General features: G+C 52.9%; 10 protein-coding genes. 9 read left to right on the top strand and 1 reads right to left on the bottom strand.

All coding sequences use genetic code 11. The features are described 5' to 3' along the window. The first annotated feature begins 57 nt into the window (after window positions 1–57). From VKV29_RS09735 to VKV29_RS09720, 4 genes are all read left to right on the top strand, one after another. On the top strand, window positions 58–1,746 hold the full coding sequence (locus tag VKV29_RS09735) for a hypothetical protein (protein WP_324201114.1): 1,689 nt from the start codon (window positions 58–60) through the stop codon (window positions 1,744–1,746). 88 nt (window positions 1,747–1,834) lie between these two features. Continuing rightward, the gene (locus tag VKV29_RS09730; protein WP_324201113.1) at window positions 1,835–2,935 is read left to right on the top strand and encodes a hypothetical protein; all 1,101 of its coding nucleotides are present in this window, start codon (window positions 1,835–1,837) and stop codon (window positions 2,933–2,935) included. Beyond that, window positions 2,936–4,267, top strand: a complete 1,332-nt coding sequence (locus tag VKV29_RS09725; RefSeq protein WP_324201112.1) for a putative glycoside hydrolase family 15 protein — start codon at window positions 2,936–2,938, stop codon at window positions 4,265–4,267. It abuts the gene before it with no gap. Window positions 4,268–4,391: 124 nt separating this feature from the next. Further along, window positions 4,392–5,783 (top strand): hypothetical protein, encoded by a 1,392-nt coding sequence (locus VKV29_RS09720; protein ID WP_324201111.1) that lies wholly within the window; start codon window positions 4,392–4,394, stop codon window positions 5,781–5,783. Window positions 5,784–5,803: 20 nt separating this feature from the next. On the opposite strand, the gene VKV29_RS09715 is transcribed toward VKV29_RS09720, so the two are convergent. Continuing rightward, window positions 5,804–7,132 (bottom strand): hypothetical protein, encoded by a 1,329-nt coding sequence (locus VKV29_RS09715; RefSeq protein WP_324201110.1) that lies wholly within the window; start codon window positions 7,130–7,132, stop codon window positions 5,804–5,806. Window positions 7,133–7,219: 87 nt separating this feature from the next. Here VKV29_RS09715 and VKV29_RS09710 point away from each other — a divergent pair, with 87 nt between their 5' ends. The 5 genes from VKV29_RS09710 to VKV29_RS09690 all read left to right on the top strand — a co-directional run bounded on the left by VKV29_RS09710 (window position 7,220) and on the right by VKV29_RS09690 (window position 12,008). Then, the gene (locus VKV29_RS09710; protein ID WP_324201109.1) at window positions 7,220–7,576 is read left to right on the top strand and encodes a hypothetical protein; all 357 of its coding nucleotides are present in this window, start codon (window positions 7,220–7,222) and stop codon (window positions 7,574–7,576) included. 144 nt (window positions 7,577–7,720) lie between these two features. Further along, window positions 7,721–8,746 carry a LacI family DNA-binding transcriptional regulator gene (locus VKV29_RS09705; protein WP_324201108.1) on the top strand — a complete coding sequence of 342 codons (1,026 nt, stop codon included), beginning with the start codon at window positions 7,721–7,723 and terminating at the stop codon, window positions 8,744–8,746. 65 nt (window positions 8,747–8,811) lie between these two features. After that, on the top strand, window positions 8,812–9,642 hold the full coding sequence (locus VKV29_RS09700; RefSeq protein ID WP_324201107.1) for a DUF1559 domain-containing protein: 831 nt from the start codon (window positions 8,812–8,814) through the stop codon (window positions 9,640–9,642). 251 nt (window positions 9,643–9,893) lie between these two features. Beyond that, window positions 9,894–11,735 (top strand): tetratricopeptide repeat protein, encoded by a 1,842-nt coding sequence (locus VKV29_RS09695; RefSeq protein WP_324201106.1) that lies wholly within the window; start codon window positions 9,894–9,896, stop codon window positions 11,733–11,735. Window positions 11,736–11,753: 18 nt separating this feature from the next. Beyond that, window positions 11,754–12,008, top strand: coding sequence for a hypothetical protein (locus VKV29_RS09690; RefSeq protein WP_324201105.1), 255 nt, complete (start codon window positions 11,754–11,756; stop codon window positions 12,006–12,008). Window positions 12,009–12,316: the final 308 nt, after the last annotated feature.

Below are 12,316 nucleotides of genomic sequence, written 5' to 3'. Positions count from 1 at the left end.
ACACTGAAATACACGTTCGGAAGCAGCAAGAGATTTCTGAAGGAGGGGTCGTTGACGATGTTCTACCGTAGCATGATGCGCTTAGGCGTCTACTTGCTCCCTATTATATGCTTGCTAGGGACGCCGTGGGCGCGCGGGCAGGGGATACCGTTTACCATTATTCGCCCGCCGGATGGTGCCACCGTTCGTGAGAACGTGGCCATTGAGGTGCCGCGTGCCAGCATCCCGCCGGAGGGCTATGTTAGCGTCTACATTGATGGGAAGTTCACCGCTGCGGTCTATCCACAACGGAACTCCGATAAGCCCTTCACCTATATCTGGGCTACAAAGGATTTGGGGGTTTCGGATGGTGAGCACACGGTGCGATTGGTGCTTTTCGGCCCTGCGCCCGATCAGGCTAACGGCAGCGTCCAACTCGGCTCGACTTCCATCCGCGTCAACGTCGCCAATATCATTCATAATGGCCCCTCTGTTTTGCGCTTACGCTATCGGTTCCCGGAGGGTTTTCAGTTTCACTATAGCCGCGACAGTTCGTCGGTGATTGTGGGAGGTTTTTCGGAAACCGGCTCTAGCAGCGACGTGCCCCTCTCTTCGGTTGAAAGCAAGCTGCTTTTCGATATCGAGCAACCTTTGCCAGAAGCGCTTGTGCGTGACAAACTTACCGCATTAACGCTGATGCAGGGTGGACAGCAGTTCACCTACCCACAAAATCAGTTGCCTTCTTCGGTCTACCAGCTGCTCGATGCCTTGGGCAGGATTCACTATGAGGTCGACTCGAACTCTGTGAGAACCGTTTCCGCGCCGCAAGGCCGGTTGGCAGCTTACCAGCAGGGAGCAGCTGCGTCTGCCCAACCCAATATTTTGGAGTTAGATGCGCTTAACCTGCCCACGCTGCCGGAGGCCGCCGTCTCCGTTGGGGAGAGGTGGATCACTCCAGAGCAACGGATAGATATCCCCGGTTTGCCGTCGGGCGATCAGCCTAAAGTGACGCTGCACAGTCGCCTGGTAGATTTGGAGTGGCAGAATGGCTACCCAACAGCCAAGATTCATCAATCGTTTGACTCTACTACGGAGACGGCGAAGCTGCCCGACACGATCATGTTCAACGGCATTCCCATTCAAAAGCCCAAAATCACCTTCGAGCGCGACATCTACTTTGCCTACACGGCCGGGCGTGTGGTAAAGATGGTTAGTACATTGACGATAAAAGGAGATACTCCCGCCCAGATCAACAACGCCACGGCCAGTGGTCTAACCACTACCAGCTATGGGATGCCTTATGGGGGGCCGGGCGGTATGCCTCCTGAAGGTGGGTATCCGGGCATGCCAGGCGGTCCCCCCGGGATGGGGGGTATCTCCTCGCCCTATGCAATGGGTGGTGCGCCTTATGGAGGTATGCCCTATGGAGGAGCGCCTTACGGTGGACGCCAGGGAGGCATGAAGCCGGGGGGGCCTCCTGTAGGAGGGCCATCCTATGGCGGTGGGTCTCCTTACGGTGGCTACCCCGGTGGGCCGGGCGGCTATCCAGGGGCGCCAGGGGGCTATCCTGGAATGTCTCCCTATGGCGGCAGCTCTTCGCCCTATGGAATGGGGGGGAGGCCGCCGTTTGCTGGAGGTAGCTCGATGCCCGGAATGCCCGGCAGCAGCCCCTACGGTAGCGGTGGTGTGTTGTCTCCTCAACAGCTCCACGCCATAACCGTGCGGACAAGCACCATCACGAATCTAACCGGCGTCTCTCGCTCTTAGTACGTTCGGATCGAAAAATTGGGTCACTGCTGTCCACGGGGTGAGGAGGAACCTCACCCCGATCCTGATTCTTTGGGCGTGTAGGCAAATGCAAAGGGCGTTCACTCTTATTTTTAGCTTGCTTTTGAGCGGCTTCGGATTTGGGGCTAGAGCCGAGCGAGACATTGTGTATGCGGCACGTTACTATTTTCCGCCTCATAGTCATCGGTTAAGCCATTTTCATATTTATCGAATAAACCCCGATGGCTCCGGACGTATTCAGTTAACCTATGGCTCTACAGACGATACCGGCCCACTATGGTCGTCAAACGGCCGTTTTATTGCTTTTGATCGTGAGTATGAGCGCCGCAATGCCTATGCGAACGCCGTCTATGTGATGGACGCTAGGGGACACCATTTGATGCGAATCGCTAAGATCACCTCTTTTGGTTTTCTAACCTTCTCTTGGACTGAGGATAGCCGCGCATTGATCGTCAACGGCAAGCTATACACGTTGCCCGGGCGGCAGCATACGTTAACACCCTGGGAGAAAAACCCCAATGCGGTGGTGTCGCCAAATAGGCGATATCTCTATGTTTCTGCCGATCCCGACTCCGGCAAGCCGGATGTGCTGATCAACCTAGTTACCCAGCAGCAGATTAAAGTGGAAACGCATCTCGACTGCCCCGTGTGGTGGAATAACAGCACGATTGTAGGAGCTTGTGATTATGTTGACGATAGCGGACAGACCGTTCCGGGAATCTGCACAATCGGATTAGATGGGAAGATAGAGCGTCGGCTTCGCTTTCAGCCCTCGCAAATGACCCCAGAAGGCGCCTATATATCGTTACAAGATATTCGCGTTGCACGATTGCAAAAGATTCCCCAAGACAGAAGCCATCTTGTCCTGTGGAGCGATGAAGGAAACAGCACCGTTAGGCCGTTATATGGTTTCTATTATGTGGACATGAACACGGGAAAGGCCAAACCTATCACCGATGGACAGTTTTTATTATGGTCACCGGATGGGACGAAGGTCATGTGGGCCGATAGAGACCTTGTTCCCTATGGGAAACATCGGGACGGCACCGAGCGCGTGGTGTGGGGAACGCCTCTCTGGGTGATGGATATAAGAACCGGCCATAAACGCAGCCTAACACCAGGAATCGTGTGGGTAGATAGTGCCGAATGGCGCGGAGGTGGTAACTGAATGGGTTTCGCCAACATCGTCTCACACCTCTCACGCGCTATGAACCGTCGAAGTTGTCCCTTAACGATAATGTTCCTGGGATGGATTGGGCTTTTGGGGCAGGTGGCCGCGCGCCCTTTACAGCCGATTGGTGCCGAAGCGCATCCCTTTCCCGATACAACCAACAGGATCGTCGTCTTTTCCGATCAGCTGCCATCGGCAGCCTCTTTGAGCCAGGCTCAGTGGCGGTTTATCGCAGACCATTATGTGGGCACCCAAAAGGAGACCCGCAGTTGGGCAGAGATGATTCGCAAGTTGAACCCGCATTTCATTGTGCTGCACTATCAGCTTGCTGTGGGGGCCGGAACGGCAGCTTTCTTGGATGGAGAGCGCTGGACGAACGATTTTGGCTACATAAAACAACATCCAAACTGGTTTTTAAGGGCTGCCGACGGAAGCCCCATTTCCCAAAATGTCTATCATTGGGACGTGATGAACATCCTCTTTAGGAACGGCAAGCCCATTTCCAAATGGCCTAAGTATTGGGCGGAGACGGCTCTGAAGAGACTACGCGATAATGAAGACGATGGGGTGTTCGCCGATAGTTATACGCAGGATATTCTTATGAACCAGGTGAACCCGCCGTTTGCTTGGTTCTCCAGTGCTGAAGCGTGTAAGCAAAACTGGATACCGAATCTCAATTTGTACGGTGCCTACTGCTGCAAGTCCTTACATGACCAGCCAGAACACTTTTACTATCTGCCGAATTTAGGTGGCTTAGTGAATGCGTGGGACACTACCGACTACGCGGTTGGAGATGGGGGAATGAATGAGGGTTTTGCGCTGGCGGGGCCGGGCAACTACTATATGCCAAGCGATTGGCACCTTCAGATGAACCGTCTTTTAGCCCTCATTCGAGCCGACAAGATCGTGATCTGCCAATCTTACACACGCGATTCGGATTACGATGCTCGGTGGTTTGTTATCGGCTCGTACCTACTAATTAAGGGCCATCATACGTATATTAATATGTTCGATACCAGCACCCTCTCGTGGTATCCAGAATACACGGTGCCGCTGGGCGTGCCTCTTTCGGAGCCGGCAAGGACGATTTCGGCCAACTGGGATGCAGCCTGGGGAGTCTATCGGCGCGACTTCACCAGAGGGATGGTTTTAGTGAATCCCGGTACTCAGCCCGTAAAGATAGATTTAGGCCGTACCGAGTATTTAGTGGGGGCAAAGGGAGGCGGACCTGTTCCTGCTTCTGGTATGCCGACCGGGCAATTAATGACACGACCGGTGAGTGCGGTGATGATTCCGGGACATAGTGCGCGTGTTCTGTTGAACGATTGATTTCAAAGCAATGGGGGCAAAAAATTCTGTTGACAGAACGACAGCGGCACCAGTATTATATAGAGGGTGCAAGGGTTTTTAAAAACCATGTCGTTGGTTAGTCAGCGCCTAGGTCTAGGTGGAGATGGTCAAAAGAGCAGGTTTACATTGGCATAGCTTTCTTCTTTTGGGGGCTATTCTGCTTCTACTGGCAGGTGCGCGGATGGGTTTGGCACAACAGGCGTCGAATCCTTTCCAAGATGTGCCTTCCGGTAACTGGGCCTATGCGGCACTAGCGACCCTCCAACAGGAGGGGGCGATTACCGGCTATCCAAGCGACTATTTTCAGGGCAAGTCTCTGCGCTCTCGCTATGAGTTGGCCGTAGCCTTGAAGCGTGCTCTGGATAGGCTCAGTGTGGCCAGCTCGGCGACACATGTTACCCTCAAAGAGATCGAGCCACTTAAGCGTCTGGTGGTCGAATTTGAGCCGGAGTTGAAGATGCTGGGGGAGACGCGAGCTGCCGCAGAAGCTAGTGTTGCCGCCGTAGAAGCGTCTCTTACCAATTCCCCAAGCTCTGCCGCGTCAGGTTCGGGACCTGCCCCCGCTTTTCAAGTGGCCGCACACGTAGACCCCCAACTCCCCCTACTCGAAGCACCTTTGCCCTCTTCCAAGGCGGTTGGCGGATCACCCTCTTCTAGAGCCGTTGGTGAGGCTATTCTTCCCACATTGAATCTCACGGATCTGGCGAACACTTTGCGATTGTCCAATGCTTCTGGCACTGGAGTTGCACTTCAACTCTCTCTGACGCGTGCCGCACAACTGCAGATGCAACTTGGTGATGCGACTGCGCTTGACCCGCTCCTTCCTCCTAGCACCGGGGCGTTGTCTTACATAACACGCCTTACCTATCGCCCTCTATCTAACATTACGCTGCAGGCCGAAGCATTACGCAATTTAGTGCCGATCCTGGAGGGAAGCAGCTATTCCTTGCTGGGGGGCAATGCCTACCGTTTTCATGTGGGGTATGCCAATGGACCGGCAAGTGCGGAGTTAGGCTTTCAGGTTGTAGCCCCTGCGCTTGACAATAACTCGCTTTTGGCCAGTAGCCTGCTGCTACCGAACAGCGCCCTTTTGGAGGGGCCGTTTACCAGTTTTTCGTTACGGCTGTCTCGCTCGCTTCAGAGCTATTTGATGGGTGAAATTCTGATGAACACAAACAACCGGGATGCTCTTTCTGACATGGTGTTGAATGGAGTCTATCGGGGGCGAGCAGGCGTCATTTGGGATCCGTTGCCGGGCTTGCATCTGAGTGCGGGTTTTGAGAGCATTTTTTACGATCTTTCTGCCGCTTCCGGCCTAGGTGGACGCTCTCTTCCTTCGCAGCAGTTTATCACACTGGGAGCCGGTTTAAACCTCACTCGCAATGCCATGTTGCAGTTGCTGTATCAGTACGGGAACAGCTCCTCTTCTCTGCTGGACATGTCACGCTCTACTGGCAACTCTGTGTTCACCACCCAGTTGGCCATCCATTTCTAAAACGAACTTGTAAAGCTGTGCTATCGTCCGGCAGGAAGCGGTCGGCTTAGGTCAAGGGGATGCCCCACCGCAGCGACCTCGAGATCTGGGTTCGCTTTTGCCTCTTCAAGCAGGGCTTGGCTTATTTCAAGGTTTTGCAGATCGGCCGTGTTTCGGATGCGCGCAAGGCGCACTTTTGTCCAGTCGCCTCGGCCACAGGTCGCGATGCCGGTACGCACGCAATCTTCCGGGGTAGGCAGGATAAGGGGCAATCGGGCACGTTGGATGCCGCCTTCGCCGCTGGTGCGCATGTTGATGTAGGAGGCGACGAAATCGATCTTTTTGGCAAGGCGTTCCGTGATCATATCGGCAAGACCAAAGGCTGCAGCATTGCCATGAGAGGCATCGGTTAGATCAAAAACGGCGATGAGGCGGATGTTGGGGCCATCCCATTCGGATTCGGGGATGGAGGGCATAACGGCACGGCCGATGACATGCGTATCCATACAGGAGCCGCTGATGTTTTTTCCCATCTCATCCACCAGTAGAAGGTCAAGAGAGCTAAAGGGCAGGTGGGGCATTAGCTTACGGCTTTTATCGAGGAGGGCTTGCTCCGGCGCTCGCCCGATGGCATGAGGGGGAACTGGATGGATTTCGCCGGTATGCCCGAGGGAGTTCTCGATAAGCGCGATGCCGCCTAAGACGGGAAGGTGTGCGGCCATAAAGCGGGCTACGTGGGGCATGAGGTCACGAAGGCCTGCGGCTCCGTAGTGATGGATACGTTCGGCGCCCTGTTGTTTACCAAGCCCGATGGCCAGCATTTTTGCTATACCGCTTTCGATGGGGCCGGTAAAGTCGGTGTGCGGTTTGATGCGGTTGATCAGCAGAATCGCGTCGGCCTGGAGGGCGTTGCGGTCACAGACAACGGGGAAGCCTTTATAGCCTTCGGCCTCTTCTGTGAGTTCTCCAATTGGGGAGACCTCCATGGTGGCTTTAATTTCGGCGCCAACGTTTTCTGGGGTAATGCCGTAGCTATGGAGCACCTCTGTTTGACCCTGAGCGGTCGCTCCTCCATGACTGCCCATAGCGGGCACGATGAAGGGGCAGTGCCCATGCGCTTTCAGCACGCCGACAACCGTTCGGACGATGAGGGCGAGATTGGCAATGCCACGACTACCCACGCCGACGGCAACCGAGGCGTGGGTAGGCAGCGACCGAGATGCGAGCAGCGACTCTAGGGCTTCACGGGTACGCTGTTCTATCTGTTTTGGGGGCAAGGCAGGAGTACGTTCTATTTGACGCACACTCCAGACGGTAGGCAGAGGCACTTCAGGGAAGGTGAACAGGTGGCTTGGCAGTTCTATTTGCATGAGCGGCTCCTTTGGCACAAGTCAGCATGTTATAATAATACCAGCTTCGACATGGGGCGCTGAGGAGATTTATGTTGGAGGGAGCAAATGCAAAACGCGGAAGGACAGGAAATAAAGCTCTTTGTAATCGGTGTCGTGCTGCTTTTGGGGCTTTTCTTATTCTTTATGGGGCGTGCTACGGCTCCCAATCCCCATCCTCCAGTTCCAGGTAACCGGTACCTCTATAGAGACTATTTAGATCATGGCGATTTAGCAGCGAAGCAAGTAGATAAACTTGCGGTTGAAACCCACGGAGACATATCGAAGGTATCTCCTGACGATAGAGATTGGTTGGAGAGAATGACAGGTGGGCATGGAGCCGATCTCCTCAGAATGCGCTATCGCTACTTATTAACGCATAATGGGGGTCACCAAAATTCCATGAAAACACATTCAAACGGTTGAGTCCGCTTTGTAAAGCTAACGAGTTGCAGGGTTTTAGGTATGAGGGGTAGAACGATAATGCAAAAGTTTGGTTCATTCCTTGACAGCTGACCAAACCTTTGTTATAATGAATCTAGATTTACCGATAAATCAGTGGATAGAGCGGTGAAAGAGGAAAACAAAGGGCGCAAAATGGTGACGTTAGAGGATGTCGCCAAGCGAGCTGGCGTTAGTCGTATGACGGTCTCTGCTGTTCTCAACAGAAACATGACTCACGTTCGAGTTTCAAATGCTACACAACAGCGGGTCTTGCAAGCGGCTACGGAGCTGGATTACTTTCCAAATGCAATCGCCCGATCCCTGCGAAAGAAGCGAACAGGCATTGTCGGATTTTATGGCGGTCTTGGGTACCTGAACGCTAGTTTGCCCTTCTATTCTGAGATCATAGGAGGATTACAGCGAGGGTGTGATCAGCATCGGCTCGATCTATTAGTTCACGGGACGTTTCCCCGTCGCTCCGTAAAGGACATCTATGCTGAACTAGTAGATGGGCGCCTAGATGGACTTATCGTCCATACCTCTGCTGATGATCCGCTAGCAACTCTTCTGGCAAAATCGCACTTGCCGGTTGTTGCTCTTGCCGATGCCATAGAAAGTTTGCCTTCGGTAGTTGTGGATGATTTTACAGGGGGCAAGCTCCAGGCGGAGCACCTAGCTTACAAGGAGCATTCGCATGTGCTCTACCGAGCAAGCAACCGTCCACTCGTATCCGTATGTCGTCGTTACGATGGTTTTATGGAGCGTGCCCAAAGCTATCGTATGCGAGTTACCACGTGGCAAGGGCCAGAAAACATTGCTCATAACGATAAGGCTGTAGATACTTTTTGCGAGCTACTGCTTAGCAGCCAGGCTACTGCGGTCGTTTGTTGGAATGATATGTCTGCTCTAGATACGCTGGTGATCTGTCGTGACAGGGGTCTGAACGTTCCAAACGATATTGCGGTGGTAGGATATGACGGTATCCGAACAATGGGAAGTCTCTTTCATCGGTTAACGACCGTCAAGGCGCCTTGGTTCGATGTTGCAAGCCAGGCTATTGCCCTCTTAGTGGAGCAGATAGCCAGGCGAGATAAAGAACAACAGAAGGAGGTGGTGCTACCTGTAGAGTTTGTTTATGGTGACACGGCCTAATCGTCTTTTCGCAGTCAGTACTATCAATCAACTAGAAGGCAGAAAATAGATAGGAGAAAAAAAACATGAAAGTGAAGAATGCATTCACGCTTATCGAATTGCTCGTGGTCATCGCCATTATAGCGATTCTGGCTGCGATTCTGTTCCCTGTTTTCGCACAGGCGCGAGAGCGAGCACGAGCCATTACCTGCACCAGCAATCTCAAGCAAATCGGTCTTGGTATAGATATGTATGTCCAAGACTATGACGAGACCTTCCCTTGCGGATGGGGTGGGCCATCACTCGATGCTCAGAAATGTATTTGGCGCATTAGCATTCAGCCGTATGTACAAAAATATGGCGATGGTATGCCCTATAGCGCCGCTACCGGGCAAGCCCGAGGCATCTTTAACTGCCCGGATGATCCGTATATCGGGTCAGGATGGGACCCAACAAGCTACGGCTACAATCCCTTCGGCGGACTAACCATTGGCTGGGTGGATTTTGGCGGTGGAAACGGCGGATTTCCTGGTGCTAAACTCGCTAGCCTCTACTCTCCGGCCAATTTGGTGGCAGTTGCGGATGCTGCTGAGTTCGGAACGCCTCAAAATAAGGCTGCCGATCCCAACTTCGATATTCCAGGAAGCGGAAGCTGGTCTGGATGTGGTACTGATGGGCCTGGTCCGTTCAATATGCATCCGAAGATATGGAAGGAAAACGGATCCGTGGACTGGGACTTTGGGATACCAGAACAGGAGGACTTCGGTAGCTGTCGCAATGGAGGACGTCGGCCTGCAGCGCGCCATTTCGGCAAATTCAATGCTGTGTTTGCCGATGGTCACGTGAAGTCGGTGGATGCTAACGTCATGAATGCGGTGATTAATTCACCACAGGATATCCTGCGCAACCACCCATAAAAAAGACTATGGTCTGAGTCAACAGGAGGAGAAAGCTCGTCCTCCTGTTGACTCTTCTATAAGGTACATTTAAGCGAATGATAACGCAACGTGCGGCAGATGGTCATAGGAGAAGCAACTTAGCAATTATAAGTGGCTATTCCATAGTGCTTCGACGCCTATTTTTCTTATCTCTCATAGGCATAGTAGTCTTACTTGGGGTCTGGGCTTTACTGTCTAGTCCCATGTTTCTTCGATGGCGTTATCGCCATATGACGCTATTACAGATGATTCGGCAGTTCCCAAAGCACCGTGTAGACCCTATCTTTCTCTATTATTTAGGCCTAAAGCTCAACCAACGAGGAGACTATGTTCATGCCGATCCCGTTTTGCGTCATGCTGTTGGGTTAGACCCGGATAATCCGAAATATCGTGATGAATGGGCACGTGCTTTGCTGGGCAGTGGTCTGGTGACCGCAGCTTTTGGTGAACTGCGTCAATATGTAGGCACCCATCCCCAGTCCGCTCAAGCCCATTATCTCATGGGCAAGTTTTATGTAAGCCAACGTGCTATGGATAAAGCCTCTGATGAGCTGCAGAAAGCCTTGCAACTTGACCCAACACTAGGAGAAGCTTGGGCCTATTTGGCTTTAGCCCGTGAGACCTTGGGAGATAACACCGGGGCCTTACAAGCAGCGCAAAAGGCTGTGGCCCTTAATCCGCGAGATGGGGCCAATCGCGCTACCTTAGCCCTGCTTCTGTCCAGAGCAAATCAAGAGACAGCGGCACGCAAGCAGTTCCTTGAAGCGATCCAGTTAGCGCCACATCAAGAGGCCATACGGCAGGCCTTTGCAACATGGTTGCTTCAGCATAGTACCGGTTCTCAGGACCTACGCGAGGCGTTGGTGCAAGCGCAAGTAGCCCTTCAGCTTTCATCTCAGGATGCCGCAGCCTGGCTTGCAGAAGGGAGAGCCTACTTTCTACTGGGTAACTACCAGCAGGCGGTGGCTCCCCTTATCCGAGCCTATCAGCTTTACCCTTACGATCCGACAGCACCACTAACGTTGCGAGAGGTTTACCAAAGGCTCGGCCTACCCAAAGAAGTAGCGCAATGGCAGCATCTCTATCTTCTATGTCAAAAGGGGGCTGCTCGCTATCAACAACTTTATGATGCTTTGCGAGTGCATCCGCAATCGTCAACTCTACATCGAAAAATGGCAGAGCTTCTAGCACAGCGAGGAGACGTGGATGGATGCTTACGGAATTGGGCAGAGGCTCTGCATCTTCCCGCCGATGCACCCCAAGTGCTTATTGCTACGGCAAATAGCTTGACCGATGCTCATTTTGCTCAAAAAGCGCTTCCTCTGGCTCAACGCGCCGTGCAGATCGCTACGGCCAATCCGAGCGCGCATGAGGCCCTTGGAAATGCTTGGTTGGGTCTCAATCGGCTGCGTTCTGCCCAAATTGAGTATGATGCCACGGTCAAGTGGCATCCTCAGCGTATCAATCCCATTCGAAAGAGAATTCAAGCCTACTGGGCGTATCGAATAAAGCATCCTCTTCCGTCGGATATTTTATTCGGTGAGGCGAGAGCTCTCCTTACAAAACCAAACTTCACTTACACCGACGCCCAGAAGGCAGAATCCCTAGCACAGCAGGTCTTTCAGTCCGATCCTGAAAACAGCGCCTGCGCAGAATTCCTACTTGGACTTCAGATCAAAAACGGTCAACTCAACCAGGCTTTACAAACAGCCAAGCAACTCGTTTTTCTATTGCCGTATGATCATCGGGCGCATGCCTTGTTAGCTAGCCTTCTTGCTCGGCAAGGCTCTTCACCTGATGAACTGCGTGAAGCCCAAAAACAGCTTGAGCTTTCTGGCACTGAGCCTTCACTTTCTGCCATTCGTGCCTATGCGCGTGGGGTAATCGCTCTCAAACAGGGCGATCTGAAAACTGCTTTTCATCAACTTAGCCTTTCTGCACAACTTGCCCCGAATGCTGCCGATACATTCCGGCAACTCGCTATCGCGGCACGAGCTTTAGGTAACATGCAGGTAGCCAAGGTGGCAGAAAAACGGGTAAAAGAACTCACATCATCGGTTATTTCAAACTAAGAAGGGAGCTTCTATTAAATGAATAAACAACTCTTGCCGGTTGCAATCGCTTTTTGCGTTGTAGCCGTGCTCGTTCTCGGATTTGTAATTTATCACTTTACTGTAGGGAGCAATCGTGCTGCAGGCCCGCCTGCACAAAAGCCTAACGTTCAAAGCCTACAGCAGCAGTATTCACAGAGCTATACCCAAGGATATATGCATTCTCAGTCAGGCGGTGGGGGACAAATTCCTCCCTATGCACGTTATTATGGGCAAGGCTCGGCTGGGCACTAACTCCTTACAAAATATCTTTATAACACGCAGGGAGCTAGGACAACTTCTCGGCCAGTCCCTCCTTGCACTAGCGCTGCCAGGGTGTCAGCTGCTCTCTGCGTGTTCTCCCAAACCCAAGTCTAGAGAGCCAGGTCCGAGGTTTGTGGATGTGGCCACCCCTTCGGGGCTAGATTACCGTTGGGTTATCCCCGGCCCTCGCCCCCTCAACATCCTTCAAACCATCGGCAACGGATGCGCCTTCCTCGACTTCGATAACGATGGCAACCTCGATATCCTCCTCGTAGGCCCCACGCTCGCCCTCTTCCACA

This window comes from Chthonomonas sp. (genome assembly GCF_035294165.1).
Taxonomy (GTDB): domain Bacteria; phylum Armatimonadota; class Chthonomonadetes; order Chthonomonadales; family Chthonomonadaceae; genus Chthonomonas.
This window is presented reverse-complemented; position numbering and strand designations above follow the sequence as displayed.

Excerpts from the sequence above, each read along its gene's own strand:
- VKV29_RS09725 (WP_324201112.1), top strand. The coding sequence starts at position 2,936 with ATGGGTTTCGCCAACATCGTCTCACACCTCTCACGCGCTATGAACCGT.
- VKV29_RS09695 (WP_324201106.1), top strand. The coding sequence starts at position 9,894 with ATGACGCTATTACAGATGATTCGGCAGTTCCCAAAGCACCGTGTAGAC.
- VKV29_RS09720 (WP_324201111.1), top strand. The coding sequence starts at position 4,392 with ATGGTCAAAAGAGCAGGTTTACATTGGCATAGCTTTCTTCTTTTGGGG.
- VKV29_RS09715 (WP_324201110.1), bottom strand. The coding sequence starts at position 7,132 with ATGCAAATAGAACTGCCAAGCCACCTGTTCACCTTCCCTGAAGTGCCT.
- VKV29_RS09710 (WP_324201109.1), top strand. The coding sequence starts at position 7,220 with ATGCAAAACGCGGAAGGACAGGAAATAAAGCTCTTTGTAATCGGTGTC.
- VKV29_RS09690 (WP_324201105.1), top strand. The coding sequence starts at position 11,754 with ATGAATAAACAACTCTTGCCGGTTGCAATCGCTTTTTGCGTTGTAGCC.
- VKV29_RS09730 (WP_324201113.1), top strand. The coding sequence starts at position 1,835 with ATGCAAAGGGCGTTCACTCTTATTTTTAGCTTGCTTTTGAGCGGCTTC.
- VKV29_RS09700 (WP_324201107.1), top strand. The coding sequence starts at position 8,812 with ATGAAAGTGAAGAATGCATTCACGCTTATCGAATTGCTCGTGGTCATC.
- VKV29_RS09735 (WP_324201114.1), top strand. The coding sequence starts at position 58 with ATGTTCTACCGTAGCATGATGCGCTTAGGCGTCTACTTGCTCCCTATT.